The 21,744-nt window shown below is 73.3% G+C and carries 20 protein-coding genes; 8 read left to right on the top strand and 12 right to left on the bottom strand.

The genetic code is table 11. The features are described from left to right. The first annotated feature begins 81 nt into the window (after nucleotides 1-81). Complete coding sequence (gene upp / locus ABT015_RS03680) at nucleotides 82-717, top strand: uracil phosphoribosyltransferase (RefSeq protein WP_350876411.1); 636 nt, start codon at nucleotides 82-84, stop codon at nucleotides 715-717. Nucleotides 718-791: 74 nt separating this feature from the next. Here the strand turns inward: upp and ABT015_RS03675 are convergent, their stop codons facing one another. Together ABT015_RS03675 and ABT015_RS03670 are read right to left on the bottom strand one after the other, a co-directional pair. Beyond that, the gene (locus tag ABT015_RS03675; protein ID WP_350876929.1) at nucleotides 792-1,472 is read right to left on the bottom strand and encodes a LytR C-terminal domain-containing protein; all 681 of its coding nucleotides are present in this window, start codon (nucleotides 1,470-1,472) and stop codon (nucleotides 792-794) included. A gap of 253 nt (nucleotides 1,473-1,725) precedes the next feature. Then, nucleotides 1,726-2,022 (bottom strand): type II toxin-antitoxin system VapB family antitoxin, encoded by a 297-nt coding sequence (locus ABT015_RS03670; protein ID WP_063348635.1) that lies wholly within the window; start codon nucleotides 2,020-2,022, stop codon nucleotides 1,726-1,728. A 202-nt stretch (nucleotides 2,023-2,224) separates the two neighbouring features. Between ABT015_RS03670 and ABT015_RS03665 the strand changes: the two genes are divergently transcribed. Then, nucleotides 2,225-3,790 carry a helicase HerA-like domain-containing protein gene (locus ABT015_RS03665; protein WP_350876408.1) on the top strand — a complete coding sequence of 522 codons (1,566 nt, stop codon included), beginning with the start codon at nucleotides 2,225-2,227 and terminating at the stop codon, nucleotides 3,788-3,790. Nucleotides 3,791-3,814: 24 nt separating this feature from the next. Here the strand turns inward: ABT015_RS03665 and ABT015_RS03660 are convergent, their stop codons facing one another. Beyond that, nucleotides 3,815-4,981, bottom strand: coding sequence for a hypothetical protein (locus ABT015_RS03660; protein ID WP_350876406.1), 1,167 nt, complete (start codon nucleotides 4,979-4,981; stop codon nucleotides 3,815-3,817). Nucleotides 4,982-5,180: 199 nt separating this feature from the next. Between ABT015_RS03660 and ABT015_RS03655 the strand changes: the two genes are divergently transcribed. Continuing rightward, the gene (locus ABT015_RS03655; RefSeq protein WP_350876404.1) at nucleotides 5,181-5,699 is read left to right on the top strand and encodes a YbhB/YbcL family Raf kinase inhibitor-like protein; all 519 of its coding nucleotides are present in this window, start codon (nucleotides 5,181-5,183) and stop codon (nucleotides 5,697-5,699) included. Between the two features lie 5 nt (nucleotides 5,700-5,704). Next, nucleotides 5,705-6,586: a hypothetical protein gene (locus tag ABT015_RS03650; protein ID WP_350876402.1), complete on the top strand. Its 882-nt coding sequence runs from the start codon at nucleotides 5,705-5,707 to the stop codon at nucleotides 6,584-6,586. Here the strand turns inward: ABT015_RS03650 and ABT015_RS03645 are convergent. Both ABT015_RS03645 and ABT015_RS03640 read right to left on the bottom strand, forming a co-directional pair. Beyond that, nucleotides 6,583-7,548 (bottom strand): helix-turn-helix transcriptional regulator, encoded by a 966-nt coding sequence (locus ABT015_RS03645; protein WP_350876927.1) that lies wholly within the window; start codon nucleotides 7,546-7,548, stop codon nucleotides 6,583-6,585. The genes ABT015_RS03650 and ABT015_RS03645 overlap by 4 nt on opposite strands. Nucleotides 7,549-7,586: 38 nt before the next feature. Next, the gene (locus ABT015_RS03640) at nucleotides 7,587-7,775 is read right to left on the bottom strand and encodes a hypothetical protein (protein WP_350876956.1); all 189 of its coding nucleotides are present in this window, start codon (nucleotides 7,773-7,775) and stop codon (nucleotides 7,587-7,589) included. On the opposite strand from ABT015_RS03640, the gene ABT015_RS03635 reads away from it, so the two are divergent. Continuing rightward, nucleotides 7,708-9,228 (top strand): MFS transporter, encoded by a 1,521-nt coding sequence (locus tag ABT015_RS03635; protein ID WP_350876400.1) that lies wholly within the window; start codon nucleotides 7,708-7,710, stop codon nucleotides 9,226-9,228. The two genes, ABT015_RS03640 and ABT015_RS03635, sit on opposite strands and share 68 nt — an antisense overlap. Nucleotides 9,229-9,389: 161 nt before the next feature. Here the strand turns inward: ABT015_RS03635 and ABT015_RS03630 are convergent, their stop codons facing one another. Continuing rightward, nucleotides 9,390-10,025 (bottom strand): HhH-GPD-type base excision DNA repair protein, encoded by a 636-nt coding sequence (locus ABT015_RS03630; protein ID WP_350876398.1) that lies wholly within the window; start codon nucleotides 10,023-10,025, stop codon nucleotides 9,390-9,392. A 345-nt stretch (nucleotides 10,026-10,370) separates the two neighbouring features. Between ABT015_RS03630 and ABT015_RS03625 the strand changes: the two genes are divergently transcribed. Continuing rightward, the gene (locus ABT015_RS03625) at nucleotides 10,371-12,767 is read left to right on the top strand and encodes a terpene synthase family protein (protein ID WP_350876396.1); all 2,397 of its coding nucleotides are present in this window, start codon (nucleotides 10,371-10,373) and stop codon (nucleotides 12,765-12,767) included. Between the two features lie 64 nt (nucleotides 12,768-12,831). On the opposite strand, the gene ABT015_RS03620 is transcribed toward ABT015_RS03625, so the two are convergent. After that, on the bottom strand, nucleotides 12,832-13,518 hold the full coding sequence (locus tag ABT015_RS03620; protein ID WP_350876393.1) for an ArsR/SmtB family transcription factor: 687 nt from the start codon (nucleotides 13,516-13,518) through the stop codon (nucleotides 12,832-12,834). 140 nt (nucleotides 13,519-13,658) lie between these two features. Then, complete coding sequence (locus ABT015_RS03615) at nucleotides 13,659-14,411, bottom strand: TetR/AcrR family transcriptional regulator (RefSeq protein ID WP_350876391.1); 753 nt, start codon at nucleotides 14,409-14,411, stop codon at nucleotides 13,659-13,661. Nucleotides 14,412-14,643: 232 nt separating this feature from the next. On the opposite strand from ABT015_RS03615, the gene ABT015_RS03610 reads away from it, so the two are divergent. Further along, nucleotides 14,644-16,170, top strand: coding sequence for an MFS transporter (locus ABT015_RS03610; protein ID WP_350876389.1), 1,527 nt, complete (start codon nucleotides 14,644-14,646; stop codon nucleotides 16,168-16,170). Between the two features lie 171 nt (nucleotides 16,171-16,341). Next, complete coding sequence (locus ABT015_RS03605; protein WP_350876387.1) at nucleotides 16,342-17,049, top strand: helix-turn-helix domain-containing protein; 708 nt, start codon at nucleotides 16,342-16,344, stop codon at nucleotides 17,047-17,049. Nucleotides 17,050-17,063: 14 nt separating this feature from the next. On the opposite strand, the gene ABT015_RS03600 is transcribed toward ABT015_RS03605, so the two are convergent. The 4 genes from ABT015_RS03600 to ABT015_RS03580 form a co-directional block, all read right to left on the bottom strand. Further along, nucleotides 17,064-17,480 (bottom strand): VOC family protein, encoded by a 417-nt coding sequence (locus ABT015_RS03600; RefSeq protein WP_350876385.1) that lies wholly within the window; start codon nucleotides 17,478-17,480, stop codon nucleotides 17,064-17,066. Nucleotides 17,481-17,788: 308 nt separating this feature from the next. Continuing rightward, entirely contained in the window at nucleotides 17,789-18,280 is a 492-nt protein-coding gene (locus ABT015_RS03590) for a hypothetical protein (RefSeq protein WP_350876383.1), read from the bottom strand. A gap of 242 nt (nucleotides 18,281-18,522) precedes the next feature. Next, nucleotides 18,523-19,653: an NHL repeat-containing protein gene (locus ABT015_RS03585; protein ID WP_350876381.1), complete on the bottom strand. Its 1,131-nt coding sequence runs from the start codon at nucleotides 19,651-19,653 to the stop codon at nucleotides 18,523-18,525. Between the two features lie 433 nt (nucleotides 19,654-20,086). Further along, on the bottom strand, nucleotides 20,087-21,631 hold the full coding sequence (locus tag ABT015_RS03580) for an MFS transporter (RefSeq protein WP_350876925.1): 1,545 nt from the start codon (nucleotides 21,629-21,631) through the stop codon (nucleotides 20,087-20,089). Nucleotides 21,632-21,744: the final 113 nt, after the last annotated feature.

Genomic DNA, 21,744 nt, shown 5'->3' with positions numbered 1-21,744 from the left:
ACGGCCGGGTGCACCCCGGCGACGGGGCGGTCGGCACGCGGCGAGTCGTACAGGCGTGCAGACCCGGGCTAACCTCGATACATGCGTCTCCACGTCGTCGACCACCCCCTGGTGGCCCACAAGCTCTCCACCCTGCGCGACGAGCGCACCGACTCGCCGACCTTCCGTCGCCTGACCGACGAGCTGGTGACCCTCCTCGCCTACGAGGCCACCCGGGACGTCCGCACCGACGAGGTGGAGATCACCACCCCCGTGGCGGTCACGCTCGGCACCCGCCTCAGCTACCCCCGCCCCCTGGTCGTGCCGATCCTGCGTGCCGGTCTCGGCATGCTGGACGGGATGACCCGACTGCTGCCGACCGCCGAGGTCGGCTTCCTCGGCATGGTGCGCAACGAGGAGACCCTGGAGGCCTCCACCTATGCCACCCGGATGCCGGACGACCTCTCCGGCCGCCAGGTCTACGTGCTCGACCCGATGCTGGCCACCGGCGGCACCCTCGTCGCGGCGATCAAGATGCTGATCGAGCGCGGCGCCACCGACGTCACCGCCGTGGTGCTGCTGGCCGCCCCCGAGGGCGTCGAGGTGATGAAGCGCGAGCTGGCCGGCCTGCCGGTCACCGTGGTCACCGCCGCCCTGGACGAGCGGCTCAACGAGAACGGCTACATCGTGCCCGGCCTCGGCGACGCGGGCGACCGCCTGTACGGCACCGCCGGCTGAGCGAATCCCCCGAACGGACGAGAGCCCCCCGGCGCGGTGCCGGGGGGCTCTCCTGTTGCGCGGGACGACCGGCCTCAGCAGCTGCCGGTGGCGGTCGGGGTGGGGGACGGCTTGGTCGCGAGGGCGAGGGCGGCGGCCGCCTGGGTCTCGTCCAGCAGGGCGTTGTAGCTGTCGCCGACCACGAAGTCCACGGTGCCGTCGGTGCGGGCGTCGGCGGTGGTGGTGGCCCCGGCGATCTGCGAGCCGAGCAGGGTGGCGGCGCCGGAGCCGGCCGGGCCGGCGATCACCTGGGCGGTGCCGGGCACCTTCTTGTCCAGTTCGGCCGGGGCGTTGCCGACCTTGCCGATGGTGAAGCCGCGCTTCTTGAGCTCCTCGGCGGTCCGGCCGGCCAGGCCGCCCTTGGTGGTGGCGTTGTAGACGTTCACCGTGACGCCGGCCGGCTGCGGGATGGCGTGCGGGTCGCCCGGGGCGGCGGGGGCGCCGGAGTCGCCGGTCGCACCGGGCGTGGCGCCCGGAGAGGGGGCGGCCAGCGGCTTGCCCGACGGGGTCACGCAGGCCTGGGCGGAGGAGTTCTTGTTCTTCCCGCTGAAGATGTCGTAGAGCTGGACGCCGCCGAGGCCGATCAGGGCCAGGGCGAGCAGGGTCGCGAGCCCGGAGATCACCTTGCGGCTCTTCCTCGGGGGCCGGCCGAGTCGTGGATAGGCGTTGCCGGTGACGCGGTACTGCTTCCCCTTGAGGCCTTGGGGAGTCAACATGCTCACGGTTTGTCTCCCCCTCGTGCCAGGGCGGGGTCGGGATGACGGATCGGCTGGTGCGGGTGGATCCCGTGGTGCGGGCGGATCCCCTGGTCGCGGCCGTAGTCAGCAGCGTAGTGCTGTCAGGCTGTGAAGGTACTAAATGATCATCATCTGGAGTACGCCGGTACCCGAAAGGAGGTACCCGGGTACGCGCGGACCGCCCTCCGCCGGATGGCGAGGGGGCGGTCCAGGAGCCCGTGCAGAGGGTCCGTCATTCCATTTCGAGGACCCGGGCGTGCAGCACCTGGCGCTGCTGCAGCGCGGCCCGCACCGCCCGGTGCAGTCCGTCCTCCAGGTACAGGTCGCCGCGCCACTTCACCACGTGCGCGAAGAGGTCCCCGTAGAAGGTCGAGTCCTCGGCGAGCAGGGTTTCGAGGTCGAGTTGCCCCTTGGTGGTCACCAGCTGGTCGAGCCGCACCGGGCGTGGGGCGACGTCAGCCCACTGTCGGGTGCTCGTCCGGCCGTGATCCGGGTACGGCCGCCCATTGCCGATGCGCTTGAAGATCACACGGAAAGCCTACCGTTTGGGCGGCGGATGGCGCAGCCGCCGCGACGCCGCCACGCGCTCGGGTGTGAGCTGCGGGAGGGCGATTGCGGCTGTTTGATGGGAAATGTCGCGAACATCGCCCGGTTCCGATCGGGACACGGCCCGCCCGGGACCGGGTTCCGGGCCCGCCCCGCCTCCCCGCACCGCCCAGGAGAGTGCCCCGATGTCCTCCGCCCCCACCCCGCCGGCCGTCCGGGAGATCGCCGACGGGTACGCCTTCACCGGGCCCGCCCTCGACCTCGGCGCGGTGCTGCTGGACGGCACCGCCTACCCGGACGCCCAGGTGCGCATCCCGCTCGGGGTGCTCAACCGGCACGGGCTGGTCGCCGGCGCCACCGGCACCGGCAAGACCAAGACCCTCCAGCTGATCGCCGAACAGCTCTCCGCCCAGGGCGTGCCGGTGTTCCTGGCCGACGTCAAGGGGGACGTCTCCGGCATCGCCGCGCCCGGCGCGCCGAGCGAGCGCACCGCCGCCCGGGTGGCCGAGGTCGGGCAGCAGTGGACCCCGCAGGGCTGCCCGGTCGAGTTCTACTCGCTCGGCGGCCAGGGCGCCGGGATCCCGATCCGCGCCACCGTCACCAGCTTCGGGCCGCTGCTGCTCGCCAAGGTGCTCGACCTGAACGAGACCCAGGAGTCCTCGCTCAGCCTGGTGTTCCACTACGCCGACACCAAGGGCCTGGAGCTGTACGACCTCAAGGACCTCACCGCCGTCATCGCCTTCCTCGCCTCGGCCGAGGGCAAGGAGGAGCTGAGGACCATCGGCGGCCTCTCGTCGGCCACCGCCGGGGTGATCCTGCGCGCGCTCACCCTTCTGGAGAACGAGGGCGCCGGGGCGTTCTTCGGCGAGCCCGAGTTCGACACCGCCGAACTGCTGCGGACCGCCCCGGACGGCCGGGGCGTCGTCTCGGTGCTGGAACTGCCCGCCGTCCAGGACCGGCCGCGGCTGTTCTCCACCTTCCTGATGTGGCTGCTCGCCGACCTCTACCAGGAACTGCCCGAGGTCGGCGACCTGGACAAGCCCAAGCTGGTGTTCTTCTTCGACGAGGCGCACCTGCTGTTCAAGGGCGCCTCCAAGGCCTTCCTGGAGGCCATCACCCAGACCGTCCGGCTGATCCGCTCGAAGGCCGTGGGCATCTTCTTCGTCACCCAGTCCCCGCGCGACGTCCCCTCCGACGTGCTCGCGCAGTTGGGCAACCGGGTGCAGCACGCGCTGCGCGCCTTCACCCCGGACGACGCCAAAGCGCTCAAGGCCACCGTCTCGACCTTCCCGCGCTCCTCCTACGACCTCGGGGCGGTGCTCACCTCGCTCGGCACCGGCGAGGCCGTGGTGACCGTGCTCTCCGAGAAGGGCGCGCCGACGCCGGTCGCGGCCACCCGGCTGCGGGCGCCGCAGTCCCTGATGGGGCCGATCGAGGCGGGTGCGCTGCGGGCCGTCGTCGACGCCTCGCCGCTGACGGCGCGCTACCGGGACGCGATCGACCGGGAGTCGGCGTACGAGAAGCTGGCGGCGCGGGCGGCGCGGGCGCCCAGGCCGGAGGCCGCCGCACCGGCCAGGGCGCCGAAGGAGCGGGAGCCCGCCCCGCGGCGGGAGGAGCCGAAGGGGGCGGGCGGGCTGCTCGATTCGCTGTTCAGCAACCCGACGGTGAAGTCCCTGGCGCGTTCGGCCGGGAAGCAGCTCGGGCAGGAGATCTCGCGCAGCCTGTTCGGGACGTCCAAGCGGCGCCGGTAGCGGTCGGGCCCCGCGGCATTGGGCCTAGCCGGCCAGGGCGGCGCCGATCCGGTCGAGCGAGGACAGCCGCATCAGGCCGTAGTTGTAGAACTCGACCTCGGGGACGCCCAGTTCGCGCAGGGTGGCGATCTTGGCGGCGAGGTTCGCCGGGCCGTCGCAGTCCGAGGCCATCGGGCGCAGGATCACCGCCATGTCCTGCGGGCGGACGCCGTGCAGGGCGAACGCGGCGATCTTCTCCCGGACGGCCTCCGGGGTCTTCGCGTAGCCGAGCGTCTCGATCTGGTCGGTCGCCTTGGCGAGCGCGGGCAGGTCGATGCCGGACAGCCAGCCCTTGCCCGGGCTGGCGCCGTCCATGAAGCTCAGCCGCATGCCGTGGCGTCGGGCCTCCTCGGTCAGTTCGGCGGCCAGCGTGGTGACGGTGGCGGTGGCGGCGTCCAGGTAGGCGGCCAGGGCGCCGTCCGCGAGCGCGCTCAGGTCGGCGGGTTCGGCGGCGGCCGCCTCGTCGGCCAGCCGGCGGCGCAGCTCGGTGCGGACGGCCTCCGCGACCTCCTCCGCCGGGACGCCCGCGCGGGTGGCGGCGGCGCGGCAGTGCGGGCAGAAGCAGATGCCGAGCAGTGCCTCGGCGCCCGCGCCCAGCTCCTCGAAGTAGCGCTCGTGGTGGTAGCCGTGGCGCAGCCCGTGGAAGTGCAGGGACTCGGCCCGGATCGCGTCCACGCCGTACCGGGCCAGCTCGGCGACCAGGGTCCGTGCGTACTCCCGGACCTCAGGGTGAGCCGGGCAGAGCTCGGTGAGGTGGCGGTCGCCGAAGGCGTTGGCCGGGGCGCAGTCCGGGTGGGCGAAGCCGAGCCGGTCGTTGTGGCAGAACACCGTCCAGGCGTGCAGCTTCAGCCCCCGGCGGCGGGTCTCGGCGGCGGCCTCGGCGAAGGGGTCGCGGTCGCCGATCGCGGTGGACGGGGCGGGCGCCAGCCGCCGGCCCTGCCAGCGGGCCGGATCGGGGCGGAAGTAGGCCGCGCCCGGCTCCAGGTAGCGGATCACCCGGCGGGGGTTGTGCGGGAAGACGTCCCGGGCCTCGTGGTAGACCGAGGCGAGGGTGACGCCGCCGACTCCGGCGCGGTCGGTGAGGTTGCCGAAGAAGGTGTCGGCGCCCTCGTCGAGCAGGTCGGTGGCGAAGGCGAGGACGGACGACTCCACGGTGCGGCTCCGGAGCTGGGGGCGGGGGCGCTGTCCACGCTAGCCGCAGGCGCCGGATTGGTCTATACCTGGCAATTCGAGCGGCCCGGGCCCGAACGAGGGGCGGCCGGACCGGACGGGCACCCCTATTACAGTGAGCCGTGTCCTTCAGCGTCCTTCAGCCCGAGGCCGTCCACGGCCCGTTGAGAGGTGACCACCCATGAGCGTTCGCCCGCCGCTGCCGTACGACTTCCTGCCGCAGGTGCCGTCCTTCCCGCTGACCAGCCAGGACATCACCGACGGCGGCACACTGGCCGGGAAGTTCAGCCACGCCGGAGGCAACCTCTCGCCGCAGCTGGCCTGGTCGGGCCTGCCCGAGGGCACCCGCGGCATCGCCGTCACCTGCTACGACCCGGACGCGCCCACCGGCTCCGGCTGGTGGCACTGGCTCGCCCTCGACCTGCCCGCCGACACGGTCGAACTGCCGCGCGGCGCCGGCTCCTCGGACGACGACCTGCCCGGCGCGGCCTCCTTCCACGGCCGCAACGACTTCCCCGGCCACCGGTACGACGGCGCCGCCCCGCCGCCCGGCGCCCCGCACCGGTACGTCTTCGCGGTGCACGCCCTGGACGTCGAGAAGCTGGACGTCTCCGCCGACACTCCGGCGGCCCAGATCGGCTTCCACCTGACCTTCCACACGCTCGGGCGGGCGCTGCTCACCGCCGAGTACGGGGTCTGAGCACGATGGGCCACGATCCGGTCGAGGTCTGGCGGCTGCCCGAGGAGGACCGGTCGGCCGGTCGCAGGGCCGTGGCCTGGACGGTCGGGCCGGCCGGGGAACCGGCCGTCCTGGTGGTGCCGGAGCAGCGCCTGGCGCCGGCCGGATCCTGGCCGCCGGTCCGGCTGCCGTTCGACGGTGAGGTGGTCGTGGTTTCCCCGCAGGGGGAGCGGCGGGTGCCGCTGTCCGGCGTCTCCTGCTCGCCCGACCACCTCGGGCTGCTGCCGGGCGGCCGGGTGCTGCTGGCCGGGTACCGGGCCGAGCAGGACGGGGAGGAATGGCTGCCCAACGCGGCCGTGTACGGCGCGGACGGGGCGCTCGAACGGGAGCTCGCCCTCGGTGACGACGTCCAGGTGCTGGTGACCGACCGGGACGGCCGGATCTGGATGGCCTACGGGGACGAGGGCATCTACGGCGACCACCCGATGGCGGCCGCCGGGCTGCGGGCCGCGGACACCCACGGCCGGGTGGTGTGGAGCCCGGACAAGCTGCCGTCCTACCCGCTGGAGGGCCTGGCCGGCGCGACCGACGGCCGGAGCGCCTGGCTGGCCTGGTATCCGAGCCCGTCGGTCAGCCACCTCACCCGGATCGACGAGGTCGACCGGCCGTCCACCACCGTGCCGTGCCCGGTCCGGCTGCCGGTCGGTTTCGCGATCCACCGCGGGCAGGGCGTCTTCCTGTCCACCGGCGGCGAGTTGACCTGGTACCAGCTGATCGGCAAGGAGTGGAAGCAGACCCGGCGTCGGCAGCTGAGCGTGCCCGGCGCGCTCGACCGGGTGCGGGCGCACGGCCGGGACGGCGCGCTGTGGTTCCGCGCGGGGGACCGCTGGTACCGGATCGAGGCCTAACCGTCTGCGCGGGTGGCCCGGTCGGCGCGGGCGGCCAGGGTGCGCAGGTGGGTGATCAGCTCCGGCGGCTCGTGCACCTCGAACTCGCAGTCCAGCGTCAGCAGCCGGACCGCCGTCCACTCCAGGGAGTCCGTGCGGGAGCGCAGCCGGCAGCGGTGCTCGTCGATCGGCTCGATCTCGGAGTCGCCCCGGTCGAAGTGCCGCCGGACGTTCGCGGCCGGGGCGTGCACGGTGGCGACCACGGCGCGGGCCGGTGACTGGCGGCGCAGCTTGCCCGCCACGTACGCGGCGGCGTCCTCGGCCGGGAGCGGGCGCGGGGTGAAGTGGGCGCCGGTGGCACGGGGCTCGCTGAGCCGGTCGACGCGGAAGAGCCGCCAGTCGTCGCGGTCCAGGTCGTAGCCGACCAGGTACCAGCGGCGGCCGGCCGAGACCAGCCGCTCGGGTTCGACGTTGCGCCTGGTCTCGGCGCCGTCGCCGGCCCGGTAGGCGAAGCGCAGTCGTTCCCGGTTGGTGACGGCGCCGGCGAGCACGGTGAGGTCGTCCGGGTCGACGGTCGGGCCGTCGCCGGTGAGCAGCGGCATGGTGGCGGTGTTGAGCGCGCCCACCCGGTGCCGCAGCCGGCCCGGCAGCACCTGGAGCAGCTTGGCGAGGGCGCGGACCGAGGCCTCCTCTATGCCGACCACCGCGTGCCCGGCGGCCGCCCGCAGCCCGACCGCGATGGCGACGGCCTCCTCGTCGTCCAGCAGCAGCGGCGGCATCGCCGTCCCCGCGACCAGCCGGTAGCCGCCGACCGCGCCCATGGTGGCCTGCACCGGATAGCCGAGGTCGCGCAGCCGGTCGATGTCGCGCCGGATCGTCCGGGGGCTGACGCCGAGCCGTTCGGCGAGTTCGCTGCCGGGCCACTCGCGCGGGGTCTGCAGCAGGGACAGCAGGTTCAGCAGCCGTGCCGGGGTGTCCGTCATGCCGTCCAGGATGCCGGACAACTGGGACAGGATCTGACCTATATGCCCCGTACCCTCGTGGACGTGCCGACGAGCAGTGCGAGCAGCGCGAGCAGGACGAGCAGGACGAGCAGGACGAGCAGGACGAGCAGGACGAGCAGGACGAATGAGGAGTACCGAATGAAGACCGCGGACGCGGACCGACGGAGGTGGATCGCGCTGGCGATCGTGATGGTCGCCTCCTTCATGGACCTGGTGGACGTCACCATCGTCAACATCGCCATCCCGAGCATCCAGGAGGACACCGGCGCCTCCTTCAGCGCCATCCAGTGGGTCACCGGCGGCTACGCGCTGGCCTTCGCGATCGGGCTGATCACCGGTGGCCGGCTGGGTGACATCTACGGCCGCAAGCGGCTGTTCCTGATCGGCATCGGCGGGTTCACCGTGGCGTCCGCGCTGTGCGGCCTGGCCTCCGGCCCCGAGATGCTGGTCGGGATGCGGGTGCTCCAGGGCGGCACGGCGGCCATGATGGTGCCGCAGGTGCTGTCGATCATCCACGCGACCTTCCCGGCGGAGGAGCGCGGAAAGGTGTTCGGCATGTTCGGCGCGGTGGTCGGCCTGGGCGCCGTCTCCGGGCCGCTGATCGGCGCGCTGCTCACCGAGTGGGACCTGTTCGGCCTGGCCTGGCGCCCGATCTTCCTGATCAACCTGCCGGTCGGCATCGCCGGGCTGCTGCTCGGGCGCCGCTTCATCGACGAGTCGAAGGCCGAGCGGGCGCTCAAACTGGACCTGGTCGGGGTGGCGCTGGCGAGCGTCGGCCTGCTGATGCTGATCTACCCGCTGACGCACGGGCGGGAGGCCGGCTGGCCGCTCTGGGGCTACCTGTCGATGGCCGGCAGCCTGGTGGTGTTCGCGCTGTTCGTGGCGTACGAGAAGGCCAAGACGCGGCGGGACGGCTCGCCGCTGGTCGAGCTGTCGCTGTTCCGGGTGAAGAGCTTCGCGGCCGGCATCGGCGTGCAGCTGGCCTTCGGCGTGGTGTGCGGGATCTTCTTCCTGGTCTGGACGCTGTACATGCAGCTGGGCCTCGGCTGGAGCCCGCTCAAGGCCGGTTCCACCGGCATCCCGTTCTCGCTCGCCGTCTCGGCCGCGGCCGGGCTGTCCGTGCAGAAGCTGGTGCCCCGGTTCGGACGCCGGGTGCTCCAGACCGGCGCGTTGGTGATGGCGGCGGGCGTGCTGACGTACATCTGGGAGGCGGACCGGTACGGGACGGCGATCGCGCCCTGGCAGATGGCGCTGCCGCTGGTGGTGATGGGCCTGGGGATGGGCCTGATCGTCGCGCCGATCACCGACGCGATCCTGGCGGAGGTGCCGCGGGCGCACGCCGGTTCGGCGTCGGGGCTGATCAACACCGTCCAGCAGATGGGGAACGCGCTGGGGCTCGCGCTGGTGTCGGTGGCCTTCTTCGGGGCGATGGACGACGTGGTCGCGCCGGAGGCGATGGGCACCGAGTTCGGCGGGGCGTTCGTCCACGCGATGTGGTGGGTCGCGGGGGCGCTGCTGGTGGTGTTCCTGCTGATGTTCGCGCTGCCGCGGCGCAAGGCGGTCGCGCCGGCCGGCGCGGATGCGGCGGGCGCGGTGGACGCGCCGGCGTCGGCGGGTGCGGCGGATCCGACGGACGAGCGGGAGCCCGTCCTGGCCTGACGGGCACGGGTGAGGGCCCCGGTCGCGCGGTGCGACCGGGGCCCTCGGCACATCCGGGAAGGGCCATGGACCGTACCGCGCGTACGGCGGTGGACTCCTCGGCGGCCCGGCAACGGCTCCTGGCAACGGCTCCCGGCGGGGGTCGGCCGGGTGATCGGCTTTCAGCGCGCCCCGGCCGTGCTCACCGCCGTCGTCCGGGGCGTGGTCTTCGCCGCGGACTTGGCCTCCTTCGCGGCGCGCTTCATCTCCTGCTTGAACTCCCGGACCAGGTCGAGGGATTCGGGCCCGGTGATGTCGGCGACCGAGCGGTGCGCGCCCTCCTCGCCGTACACGCCGGCCGCCTCGCGCCAGCCCTCCGGCCGCACGCCGTACTGCTTGCCGAGCAGGGCCAGGAAGATCTGCGACTTCTGTTTGCCGAAACCGGGCAGGGCGTTGAGGCGGCTGAGCAGTTCCTTGCCGGTGCGGGTGTCCTTCCAGAGCGCGGCGGCGTCGGCGTCGTACTGCGCCACCAGGAACTGGCAGAGCTGCTGGACCCGTTTGGCCATCGCGGCCGGGTAGCGGTGCACGGCGGGCTTCGCGGACAGCAGGGCGACGAACTCCTCCGGGTTGTACACGGCGATCTCCCGGGCGTCCAGGTCGTTGCGTCCGAGCCGCTGGGCGATGGTCAGCGGACCGGTGAACGCCCATTCCATCGGCACCTGTTGGTCGAGCAGCATGCCGACGAGCGCGGCCAGCGCACTCCGTCCGAGCAGTTCGTCGGCCTCGGGCTGCTGTGCGAGCCGGACGGTGACGTTCATGGGCTTGCCCTCCTCGGAGTTGACGTCGGGTCGGCGCCCAGTCTGGTGGACGGGGCGGGGGCGGAGGCGGTCAACACGCCCGTAGCAGGGGAAGTCTTGGAGTTCCAGGGCCTTGGCGTAGCTGGCTTGTTCGTTGGCGGAGCGACCGCCTGGGATACCGGATCCGGCGGTTGGGAGAGCCGGCGGAATACTTTTTGCCCGCGTCGGGTGGCGAGGAGGAGGGCGGCGCGGACGGGCTGGAGGGAGATAGGTCATCTTGTATGACTGTTTCTGTTGCGTCGGTGCGGCCACCTGCCGGCGGGCCATTCTTGGTGCAATCGACGCGTCCAGAAAGGCCCGCCCGCCGTGACCCAGCCGTTCGAACTGCCGTCCTTCTACGTGCCGCACCCGGCACGCCTCAACCCCCACCTGGACGAGGCCCGGGCCCATTCCTCCGTCTGGGCACGGGAGATGGGCATGCTGGAGGGCTCCGGCATCTGGGACCAGGCCGACCTGGACGCCCACGACTACGGTCTGCTCTGCGCCTACACCCACCCCGACGCCTCCGCCCAGGCGCTCTCGCTGGTCACCGACTGGTACGTCTGGGTCTTCTTCTTCGACGACCACTTCCTCGACATGTTCAAGCGCACCAACGACCGCGAGGCCGGCAAGGCGCACCTCGACCGGCTGCCGCTGTTCATGCCGGCCGACCCGGCCACTCCGATGCCGGAGCCGGAGAACCCGGTCGAGGCGGGCCTGGCCGACCTGTGGCGGCGCACCGTGCCGGTGATGGGCGAGGACTGGCGGATCCGCTTCGCCGAGAGCACCCGCAACCTGCTCAACGAGTCGCTCTGGGAGCTCGCCAACATCAACGCCGGCCGGGTCTCCAACCCGGTCGAGTACATCGAGATGCGCCGCAAGGTGGGCGGCGCGCCCTGGTCCGCCCAACTGGTGGAGTACGCGGCCGGTGCCGAGGTCCCGAAGGAGGTCTCCGGCTCGCGCGCGCTGCGGGTGCTGATGGACGCCTTCTCGGACGGCGTGCACCTGCGCAACGACATCTTCTCCTACCAGCGGGAGGTGGAGGACGAGGGCGAGCTGAGCAACGGCATCCTGGTGCTGGAGAAGTTCCTGGAGTGCTCCACCCAGGAGGCCGCCGAGGCGGTCAACGACCTGCTCACCTCGCGGCTCCAGCAGTTCGAGAACACCGTGTTCACCGAACTTCCCGTGCTGTTCGCCGAGACCGGGCTCGCCCCCGAGGGCCGTGCCCGGGTGCTGGCGTACGTCAAGGGCCTCCAGGACTGGCAGTCCGGCGGCCACGAGTGGCACATGCGCTCCAGCCGGTACATGAACGGCGGTGGTGCGGCGGCCGGTTCGGGTGGCCGTGTCGCGGCGGGAACGGGCGGCGCGCTGCCCGGCACCGGCAACTGGTGGGACCCGTTCGCGATCGGCGGGGTGGGCACCTCGGCGCTGGACATCCTGCGCAGCGGGGCGATGGGCGGCGGTGGAGCTGCGGCCGGCCCGGGCGGCGTCGGACCGGCCGTCCGGCGGGCCCGGTCGCACGGCCACGTGCCGTACCAGGCCGTCGGGCCGTCCCAACTGCCGGAGTTCAAACTGCCGTTCGAGGCCACACTGAGCCCGCACCTGGACGGCGCGCGGGACCGGGTGATCGAGTGGGCCGCGCGGATGGGCCTGCTGGAGGAGCAGCCCGGCGTCCCCGGATCCGGCATCTGGGACGCCGAGTCCATGCGGGACTACGACCTCCCGCTCTGCGCGGCCGGTATCCACCCGGACGCCACCGCCGACCAACTCGACATCTCCTCCGCCTGGTTGGCCTGGGGAACCTGGGCCGACGACTACTACCCGGTGGTCTTCGGACGCACCCGTGACCTGGCCGGCGCCAAGCTCGCCAACGAGCGGCTCCCGCTGTTCATGCCGGTGGACGGCAGCCCCGCGCCCGAGCCCGCCAACGCCCTGGAACGCGGCCTCGCCGACATCTGGGAGCGCACCGCCGGCCCGATGACGGCGGACGCCCGGCGGAAGTTCCGCCGGACCGTCGAGGACATGACCGCGAGCTGGATCTGGGAGCTCAACAACCAGGTGCAGAACCGGATCCCGGACCCGGTGGACTACCTGGAGATGCGCCGCGCCACCTTCGGCTCCGACCTCACCATGAGCCTGTGCCGGCTCGCCCACGGCCAGGTCGTGCCGCCCGGGGTGTACGAGCACGGCTCGATGCGCTCGCTGGAGAACTCGGCCGCGGACTACGCGTGCATGATGAACGACCTGTTCTCGTACCAGAAGGAGGTCGAGTACGAGGGCGAGGTGCACAACGCCGTCCTGGTGGTGCAGAACTTCTTCACCTGCGACTACCCGTCGGCGGTCCGGATCGTCGACGACCTGATGCACTCCCGGCTGGACCAGTTCCAGCACGTCGCGGCGAAGGAACTCCCCGTCCTGTATGACGACTTCGCGCTGGAGCCGGACGTGCGGGAGCTGCTGGACGGGTACGTGAAGGAGCTGGAGAACTGGCTCGCGGGCATCCTGGTCTGGCACCGGGACTGCCGCCGGTACCGCGAGGAGGACCTGCTGCGGCACTTCGGCGCGGAGCGGGAGCTCAGGGCGGGGACGGCGGTCGAGGCACTGCCCGGGCCCGCCGCCGTGCCCGCCGCCGTGCCGGTCGGCCCGACCGGCCTGGGCACGGCCTCGCTGCGCCCGCCGCTGGCCGGCGCGGCTCCGGCCGCCGGGGTGGCGGCTCTGGGCTGACCGGTGGGCGGTCCGGTGGGCGGACCGGTGGTCGGACCGGTGGGCGGACCGGTGGGCGGACCGCTCAGAGCTCGACGCCGAGCAGCTCGCGCAGTGCGCGGCCGCCGTCCGGGGTGATCCGCAGGGCCCGGCCGGAGCCGATCCGCTCCACCCAGGAGCGGTCCAGCGCCGTCCGGCAGAGCGCCGCGCCCAACGCCCCACCGAGGTGGCTGCGGCGCTCCGTCCAGTCCAGGCAGCTGCGCACCACCGGCCGCCCGCCCCGGCGGCCCGCCCGAGCGGGCAGCTCGATCGCCTGCGCGGCCAGCCAGGCCCGGCCGCGCCCGGTGACGGCGAGCCCGGCGTCGTCGGTGAGCAGGCCGCGGGCGAGCAGCGCGTCCGCGACGGCCACGCCGAGGCGGCCCGCCAGGTGGTCGTAGCAGGTGCGGGCGCGGGCCTCGGCGCTCTGCCGGGTGGCCTCGCGCAGGCCGTGCGGGGTGGGCCGGTCGCCCTGGCCGGCGAAGGCGGCGAGGTCCTCGATCAGGGCGGCGGCCTCCGGGGTGGCCAGCCGGACGTACCGGTGCCGCCCCTGCCGCTCCTCGGCCAGCAGCCCGCCCGCGACCAGCCGCGACAGGTGCTCGCTGGCCGTGGACGGTGCGACGCCCGCGTGCCGGGCCAGCTCGCCGGCCGTCCAGGCGCGGCCGTCGAGCAGCGCGGTGCAGAACGCGGCGCGCGTGGGGTCGGCGAGCAGGGCTGCGAAGGCGGCGAGCGACATGCCTCCATGGTCGCGCCTGCACGGTTCGGCGCGGGCCGAACCGTCGGCGGCGTGAGGCGGCGCGGTCGGCGGCGGTGGCACGGTCGGTCCGGGGTCGGGTTACGCCTGGGTCCGGGCGTCCAGTTGGAAGTGATGTCCCGTCAACTGGCGGGCCGGGCCTGACGGGTGGCCTCGATTCCGGCCAGGATCAGTCGGACGCCGTTGGTGAAGCCGCTGTCGCGGCCGCCGTCGGTCGCCGAGCCGACCTCGGTGCTGTACAGGCGGTGCAGGCGCGGGAAGTCCCGGGTGGCCTCGATGACGGCGGGCACGAGCTCGTCCATCCAGCCCTGCTCGTCCCGGCCCTGCCGGGCCAGCGCGCTCAGCCAGGCGGCCTCCACGCTGGCCGTTCCGATGACGTAGCCGAGCAGGGCCCCCATCGCGTCGTTGGCCTCCGTCGGGGTGAAGCCGGCCGCATCCAGGAAGGTGAGCAGGGCCTCGGACAGGCGCATCCAGTTGGGCCCGAAGTAGACGAGCCCCAGGTCGCCGAGCACCGACACCATCCACGGGTGGAGCAGGACGACCTGACGCACGCTGGCCGCGCACTCGGCGAGGCTGGTGCGCCAGTCCGCCGGGTCCGCGTCGGTGACCGCCGGGATCCAGATCTTGCCGAACACCTCGTCGACGGCCAGGGCGAGCAGCTCGTCCTTGTTGGCGACGTGGGTGTACATCGAGGTGGCGCCGGCGTTGAGGCGGGCACCGAGCTTGCGCATGCTCAGGGCTTCGATGCCGTCGCTGTCCAGGATGGCGAGGGCCTCCGCGACGATCTGGGCCCGGCTGAGGGCCGGCTGCTCGCGCCGGGGGCGCTCGGGGCGGCTCCACGGTGTCCCGGGCGCGTCCTTCGACCTGGCCGGCATCCGGCCCTCCTCTCGGTCTTCGCCCGCCTGGCTCGGCTCGGCTGCTCCGTTCAGCATAAGCCGCGCCGCACACCGTACGGCTTTACGAACGCTGTGCGGAATCCGTACAGTGTGCGCTGTCCGCACGGCGTGCGGAGCGAGGCGCGTCGCGGCCGTGGGGACGGACCGCGGTGCGCCCGCGACGACTTCCGTCCGGCTGCGGCCGGCGCGCTCACTTCGAAGGGGGACCGCGGTGGACCGTCAGCCGCGCCGCTGGCTCATCCTGGTCGTGCTCTGCCTCAGCAGCCTGGTGCTGGTGGTCGACAACATGGTGCTCACGGTGTCCATCCCGCAGATCGCGGCGGACCTCGGGGCCGGGGCCCAGGACATCCAGTGGATCATCGACTCGTACATCCTGGTCTTCGCCGGGCTGCTGCTCACCTCGGGCAGCCTCTCCGACCGGTTCGGCCGGCGGAAGGTCATGATCATCGGGCTGGTGCTGTTCGGCGCCGCCTCCCTGGTCGCGGCCGTCGCCGACAGCCCCGGCCAGCTCATCGCCGGACGCGTGCTGATGGGCGTGGGCGGGGCCCTGGTCATGCCGAGCACGCTCTCCATCCTGATCACCGTCTTCGACGCCGAGGAACGGCCCAAGGCGATCGCCGTGTGGAGCGCGGTGGCCATGATCGGCATGGTCGGCGGGCCGGTACTCGGCGGTGCGCTGATCGCGCACTTCTGGTGGGGCGCGGTCTTCCTGATCAACGTGCCGGTCACGGTGGTCGCCGTCATCGCGGCGGTCGTGCTGATGCCGGAGTCGAAGGGGCCGTGGCGCCGACCCGACCTGCCCGGCATGGTGCTCTCGATGACCGGGATGACCGCGCTGGTCTGGTCGATCACCGTGCTGCCCCGGGACGGCCTCACCAGCCCCGGCACGCTCGGCACGCTCGGCGTCGGGGTGCTCGCGCTGACCGGGTTCGTCGTCCGCCAGATCCGGACCGACTCGCCGATGGTCCCGCTCAAGCTGTTCCGCAACCGGGTGTTCACCGGGGCCAGCTTCTCGCTCGTCCTGCTGACCTTCGCCACCGGCGGCCTGATGCTGGTCCTCACCCAGTACCTGCAGTTCGTGCTGAAGTTCTCGGCCACCGACACCGGCCTGGCGTTCCTCCCGCTGGCCGTCGCCTCGCTGGTGTTCAACGCCCTCGGCGCCGTGCTCAGCAAGAAGGCCGCCCCGCGGGTGACGACCTCGGCCGGCATGCTGGTCATCGCGGCCGGGTTCGGGCTGCTGGCCACGCTCTCGGTCGGCGACGGCTTCGGCAAGGTCGCCCTGGCCATGCTGGTGCTGGGCGCGGGCTCCGGCCTCGCGATGCCGGCCGCGTCCAACGCGCTGATGGGCGCGATCCCCGGCGAGCACGCCGGCGTCGGCTCCGCGCTCAACGACACCATCCAGCAGTCCGGTTCCGCGCTGGGCGTGGCCATCCTCGGCGCCGTCCTGTCCAGCACCTTCACCGGCTCGATGCCCGCCGACACGCCCGCCGCCGGGAAGCACGCGATCACGGACGCGCTCGCCCTCGCCGCGAGCACCGGGGACGGCGGACTGGCCGCCGCCGCGCGCGACGCGTTCAACACCGCGGCCTCCGTCACCTTCACGGCGGGCGGGATCTCCGTCCTGGCGGCCGCGGGGCTGACCCTGGTGCTGATGCGGGACGGCCGGAAGACCGCTCCGGCGGAGGCGGGCCCGGTCGAGGGCGCGGCGGCGGCGGAGGTCGTCCAGCGGGTGGGCTGAGCCTGCTCGCTCGGGCCCTGCTCGTTCCGGCTTTGCTCGCCCCGGCCTCGCCCCGGCCTCGCCCCAGCCTCGCCTGCCTCGCGCGGCCGGGGCCGTCGGCGTGCCGCCGGCGTGTCGCCGACGCCCGGCGACCCTCGGCGACCCCTGGCGGCGGCGCGTAGCCTGGGCCCCATGTCCCCCGAGTACGCGGAGCGGGCGTCGAAGCTGCCGGGAGCGGTCGTCTGGAGGCGCCGGGCCGCCGGGAGCACGGGCGGCGGCGCGGCCGGGCTCGTCCTGCCCGACGGCTGCATAGACCTGCTCTGGACCGAGGGCCGGCTCCTCGTCGCCGGGCCGGACAGCCGGGCCTTCCAGCTCGGACCGGGGCTGCGCGGCCCGTGGGCGGGCGTCCGCCTCCCGCCCGGTGCCGCCCCCGCCCTGCTGGGCGTGCCCGCGTACGAACTGCGCGACCGGCGGGTCGACCTGGCCGACCTCCGGCCCGCCGCCGAGGTGCGCCGCCGTACCGGGCGCATCGACGCGGCGCCCGACCCGGCCGTGGCCCTGGAGGAGTTGGCGCTGCGTCTGGCGGCCGACGCGCAGCCGGTGGACCCGCTCGTCCGGGCGGTCGCCGATGCCCTGGCGGCCGGCCGTTCGGTCGCGGCGACCGCCGAGTCGGTCGGCCTCGGCGCGCGGCAACTGCACCGCCGCTCACTGACCGCCTTCGGTTACGGCCCCAAGACCCTGGCCCGGATCCTCCGCTTGCAGCGTGCCCTCGCGCTGGCCCGCTCCGGCGTCCCCCTCGCCGAGACGGCGGCCCGGACGGGCTACGCCGACCAGGCCCATCTGGCGCGTGACGTGCGGGAGTTGGCGGGAATGCCGGCGACCGCCCTGCTGCCCCGCTGACTCGGTCCGCTGACTCAGTCCGCGGCGCCCGGCAGCGGTGCGAACAGGTCGACGCCGTTGCCGTCCGGGTCGTGCACCACGGCGTACCGCTGGCCCCAGAAGGCGTCCCACGGCTTCAACTCGCCGTGGTGCCCGGCGCCGACCAGGTCCTCGTAGACCGCGTCCACCTGGGCGGGGTCGGCGCACCGGAACGCCAGTGCCGTCCGGCCGCCGCCCGTCGGCGGCCGCCAGTCCGGGTGGAACGAGCGGATGGTGGACTCGGGGTCGAGGGCCAGGCGCAGCCCGCCCGGCAGCACGGCCTCGACGTGCGGCTCCTGCTCGGCCCCGTCGGGGAACGCGAGTCCGAGCCGCCGGTAGAAGGCGATCGAGGCGGCCAGGTCCGAGACGGCCAGGCCCACGACGGCGAACTGCGGTGCTGGTGTGCTGTTCATGCCCGTCACGGTAGGCGGCGCCCGGACACCCCGTCTTGAACGAATCGGACGCCCGGTGCGGCCCGCCCCGGCCTCTCCCGGCTGGTCCGCACACCGGCCGTGCTCGCCTGGCTGCTGGGCCACCCGGTGCCGACGATCCCGGTCGTGGGCGCCAGCTCCGTCGCCCAGCTGGACGAGAGCCTGGGCGCCCTGGTCGAGCTGCTCGACGAGGGCCGGCGCCGGCGGCTGGGCGCCGCGGCCTGACCGCGGCGCCCGCCTCGAACCGGCTGCGCGCCGTCAGTCCTGGGCGCCGCCGGTCCTGCGCGCCGTCAGCCCTGGGCGCGGACCGCCCGCCACCGGTTGGCGGTGGTCTCGCTCACCGTGTAGAAGAACTCCGACTTGAACTCGGCCCCGTCGCTGAGCGCCTCCACCCAGCTCATCGGCCAGTTCCGCCGGCCGTAGTGCTTGTGCACGACCCGGGTGAACGCGGACAGCACGCCGCGCAGCCGCTTCCGGTCCACGTCGAGCAGCTCGACCAGGGACGTGTAACTCACCCGCTCGCCGGGCTGCTTCGCCAGGATGTCGAGCACCCCGGTCACCGCCTGCACCGAGTCCAGCGGGTCGGCCGTCAGCCGGCGCAGATCCTGCACGGTCCACTCGACGAACGGCCACTCGCCGTCCTCCTGCGGACCCCCCTCGGCCGACGCCGCCACCGCAGGCCCCGCAGCGGCGCCCGAGAGCTCCGCGAGGAACGCGTACACCTGCGTGACGTACTGAGCCGGCACCGGCACCGAGATGAACTGCTGGTTGTCCTGCGTCATGTTTCTTCCCCTCCGACGTGTCGCCCGTCTGGCGGCAGGACAGATACTTGCACGTCATGTCTCCGGGCGTCCAGGTATTAACCTGAATTAATTCCGGGACTAGTTGGTCGATTAGTCTCCCTCGCGGCGCAGCGCGGGAGGACGGAGGCCGCTTCCGGCACCGGCTGACCGGGGGAGCCGTGGAACCGGCGAGGGCCCGGACCGTGTGAGGCGGTCCGGGCCCTCCGCGTGGGCGGTCCAGGTCAGTGAAGGACGTCCAGGAAGTTGGTGGCGTCGTCGACGAAGTACACGGCGTCGTGGTCGAGGTCGACCGCGAGCCCGAACAGGGCGCCGGCGCCGGGCGGGGTGCCGCTGCTGTCGAGCGTGCGGACGGCGACCTGGTCGCCGGCAGGGGTGGTCTCGACGAGGTTGCCGTCGCCGGAGTTCACGGTGAGGACGGTGCCGCCCGGGGCGACGGCCAGGCCGAGCGGCCCGTTGAGGTGGCCGCCGGTGCCGACGGTGGTGCCGGTGCCCGCGTCGGTGGTGCGGTGGACGGCGTCGGGGATCGCGGCGATCCGGTTGGCGAGGGTGTCCGCCACGTAGAGCGTGCCGTCGTGGCCCAGCCCGACTCCGGTCGGGCCGATCACCAGGGCGGCCTGGTCGGTCCGCTGGCCGAAGCCCGAGCCGACCCGGGTGGTCGCGACCCGCTGCGGCGGCGCGTCGCCCTGCCGGCACAGGGTGATCCGTAGGACGGTGCCCTGGTCGACCTCGGCTCCGCCGCCCGTGACCGTGCCGTTCAGCACATTGGTCACGAACAGTTCGTCGCGGTCGTCGAAGCTGACGGCCGTCATGTCCCACGGGCCGTTGATGCCGTCACCGACGATCGTCTCGCGGACCGTCCCGTTGCTGTCCAGGACCAGCAGGCAGCCGGTCTGGACGGTGGCGGAGGTGCCGTCGGTGGTGGGCGTGCTGCCGACCACGACCCAGCCGTCCGGCAGAACGGTCAGCGCGGTCGAGAGCCCGACCCCGCCGGGGCAGGGCCCGGGCAGCTTCGCCGGGTCGATCCGGGCGAACACGCTGACGGTGCCGTCCGGGGCGACCTGGACCAGGGTGGTCCCGGTGCCCTGCTGGTTCTGCGCGTTGTTGAAGTTGCTGATGAGGACGTTGCCGCGGCGCAGCTTGCCCACGCTGCGCTGGACCACGAACGTGCCGTACGGGTTCTGGTCCCCGTTCGCGGGCACGGTCGAAGCGACCGGTGACACGGTGTTCAGCGGCCCGAGGAACGGCGCCCGGCCGAGGGCGCCACCCGCCGCCGTGGGGCCGAACACCACCACGGCGGCGGCGACCACGCCGACCCGCCCCCAGAACCTCGTGCGCGAAGAGTGAAGTCTCACAACTCAAAGTTATGCAGCAGTCGAACCGCCCAGCGCGCGGAGTTCGCCCAGCGGTGTCCCCGCACCGCAGAACGATGAAGGCCCGGACCGTCGAAACGGTCCGGGCCTTCCGCCGGCGGAGGACACGAGATTCGAACTCGTGAGGGGTTGCCCCCAACGCGCTTTCCAATTCTCCCGAATGCTGTTCACCGGGGTTCATGCTTGTCCTGACCTGCGGCGGAGAGCACGGCTGGGTGGCGGCTGAATCTGACCGGACGGGGCTGAACGGGACCAGAACTGAGACCAGGACCGTCGGTACCGGGCCGAATGCGGGTTCCGCTGACCCTGGACTCCAGGGTCAGCGGAACCAAGGTGGTGCCGCAACTGCCTCACGTGTTTTTCGTGGACGGGGGCGGCGGCATGGCGCCCGGCAGAACGCCGGGCGCCTCGGCCGTCACGGGGTGCGCTGGAGTTCTTGGGCGGGCGCGTCCCGGGCGGGGGCGGGCGTGGCAGGGGACGGGCGACCGCCCGCCGCGGCCGGGCGCAGGAGGAAGGCACAGGTGAGGGCGGCCAGCAGGGTGAGTGAGGCGGAGACGATCAGGCAGAGCCGGAGGCCGTCGAGGAAGGAGCCGCCCAGCGCCGAGAGGGCCGGTCCGGTGGCGGTGCCCAGGTCGAGTCCGGCCACGGCGCCGAGCCCCTGTTCCCGGGCGACGGCGAGGACGTGGCCGCCGCTCTCCGTCGGCACTGCGGAGTCGGAGAGGCGCCCGGGCAGGGCGTCGAGGGCGCGGGTGGTGAGCAGGGCGCCGAGCACGGCGGGGCCGAGGGCGCCGCCGAGCTGGCGGAAAGCGTTGTTGCCCGCCGCGGCCATGCCGGCCAGGTGGTGCGGTACGGAGGAGACGGCGGAGGCGGTCATCGGGGTGAGGACGGCGCCGATGCCGAGGCCGAGCAGGACCAGGCGCCAGGCGATCGATCCGTAGGAGGTGTCGGCGTCGACGCCGGTCAGCGACAGCAGAGCGCCGGCCATCACCACCAGGCCGGTGGTGATCATGACCCGGGCGGAGATCCGGTGCATCAGCCGTCCGACGGGGATGCCGACGACGAGGGACGTCCCGGACACCAGGACCAGCCGCAGTCCGGCCTCCAGCGTGGTCAGGTGCTGCACGAGGCCGAAGTACAGGCTCAGCACGAAGAAGAAGCCGATCAGCCCGAGGAAGCTGATCATGGCGACCAGGGAGGTGGCGGCGAAGGCAGGGCTGCGGAACAGCGCCAGGTCGAGCATCGGGCTGCTGCTGCGGCGCTCCACGACGACGAAGGCGGCCGCGCTCACGGCGCCGAGGACCAGGGCCGCCACGACATGGGGTGTGCCGAAGCCATCGGCGCCGCCCTCGATCACGCCGTAGACGACCGCGGTGACCGCGACGGCCGCGCTGATCTGCCCGGGCCAGTCGAGCCTGCGGCCGTGTGGCGCCCGCGAGTCGGGCAGCAGGAAGGCCGCGACGACCAGCACGACCAGGGACACCGGGATGGGCAGGAGGAAGATCCAGCGCACCCCGACGTGCTCCTGCAGCACCCCGGCGATCAGCGGTCCCACGGCCAGCGAGGCCAGCATGGACATCGCCCACAGGGCGATGAACCTGCCGCGTTCCCGGTGGTCGGGGACGGCGTGGCTGATCAGGGCCAGCGTGGTGGGCAGCAGCGCTGCCGCCCCGAGGCCGGAGGCCGCCTGCCCGATCCAGAGCGACTGCACCGAGTCCGAGGCCAGCGAGACGGCCGCGCCCAGTGCGCAGAACGCCATGCCCGTCTGGAACACCCGCTTGCGGCCGTGGACGTCTCCCCACACCCCGGTGGTCAGGATCAGCGCGGCCATCGGCAGCACGAACGCGTCCGACACCCAGGACAGCTGGGAGGTCGAGGCGCCCATCGCGCGCTGGATCGCGGGCAGGCTCGCCGACACGGTGGTCACGGGAAGGTAGGCGACGAAGACGCCCAGGCAGGCCATGACGAGCGTGACGCCTCGTCCGGCCCCGGGGCGCTGCACCGTTGCGGAGTTCACGAAGTGGTTCCTTCGATTGCGGGGTGCCGCGCGGGCACCGGCTGCTGCGGGGGCGCAGA

Source organism: Kitasatospora sp. NPDC094016, assembly GCF_040304045.1.
Classification (GTDB): Bacteria; Actinomycetota; Actinomycetes; order Streptomycetales; family Streptomycetaceae; genus Kitasatospora.
This window is presented reverse-complemented; position numbering and strand designations above follow the sequence as displayed.

What these genes read in the sequence shown, in the direction of transcription:
- ABT015_RS03635 (WP_350876400.1), top strand. Translation starts at nt 7,708, where the DNA reads ATGAAGACCGCGGACGCGGACCGACGGAGGTGGATCGCGCTGGCGATC.
- ABT015_RS03615 (WP_350876391.1), bottom strand. Translation starts at nt 14,411, where the DNA reads ATGCCGGCCAGGTCGAAGGACGCGCCCGGGACACCGTGGAGCCGCCCC.
- upp (WP_350876411.1), top strand. Translation starts at nt 82, where the DNA reads ATGCGTCTCCACGTCGTCGACCACCCCCTGGTGGCCCACAAGCTCTCC.
- ABT015_RS03640 (WP_350876956.1), bottom strand. Translation starts at nt 7,775, where the DNA reads ATGAAGGAGGCGACCATCACGATCGCCAGCGCGATCCACCTCCGTCGG.
- ABT015_RS03650 (WP_350876402.1), top strand. Translation starts at nt 5,705, where the DNA reads ATGGGCCACGATCCGGTCGAGGTCTGGCGGCTGCCCGAGGAGGACCGG.
- ABT015_RS03630 (WP_350876398.1), bottom strand. Translation starts at nt 10,025, where the DNA reads ATGAACGTCACCGTCCGGCTCGCACAGCAGCCCGAGGCCGACGAACTG.
- ABT015_RS03600 (WP_350876385.1), bottom strand. Translation starts at nt 17,480, where the DNA reads ATGAACAGCACACCAGCACCGCAGTTCGCCGTCGTGGGCCTGGCCGTC.
- ABT015_RS03655 (WP_350876404.1), top strand. Translation starts at nt 5,181, where the DNA reads ATGAGCGTTCGCCCGCCGCTGCCGTACGACTTCCTGCCGCAGGTGCCG.
- ABT015_RS03665 (WP_350876408.1), top strand. Translation starts at nt 2,225, where the DNA reads ATGTCCTCCGCCCCCACCCCGCCGGCCGTCCGGGAGATCGCCGACGGG.
- ABT015_RS03580 (WP_350876925.1), bottom strand. Translation starts at nt 21,631, where the DNA reads ATGGCCTGCCTGGGCGTCTTCGTCGCCTACCTTCCCGTGACCACCGTG.
- ABT015_RS03620 (WP_350876393.1), bottom strand. Translation starts at nt 13,518, where the DNA reads ATGTCGCTCGCCGCCTTCGCAGCCCTGCTCGCCGACCCCACGCGCGCC.
- ABT015_RS03645 (WP_350876927.1), bottom strand. Translation starts at nt 7,548, where the DNA reads ATGACGGACACCCCGGCACGGCTGCTGAACCTGCTGTCCCTGCTGCAG.
- ABT015_RS03675 (WP_350876929.1), bottom strand. Translation starts at nt 1,472, where the DNA reads ATGTTGACTCCCCAAGGCCTCAAGGGGAAGCAGTACCGCGTCACCGGC.
- ABT015_RS03590 (WP_350876383.1), bottom strand. Translation starts at nt 18,280, where the DNA reads ATGACGCAGGACAACCAGCAGTTCATCTCGGTGCCGGTGCCGGCTCAG.
- ABT015_RS03605 (WP_350876387.1), top strand. Translation starts at nt 16,342, where the DNA reads ATGTCCCCCGAGTACGCGGAGCGGGCGTCGAAGCTGCCGGGAGCGGTC.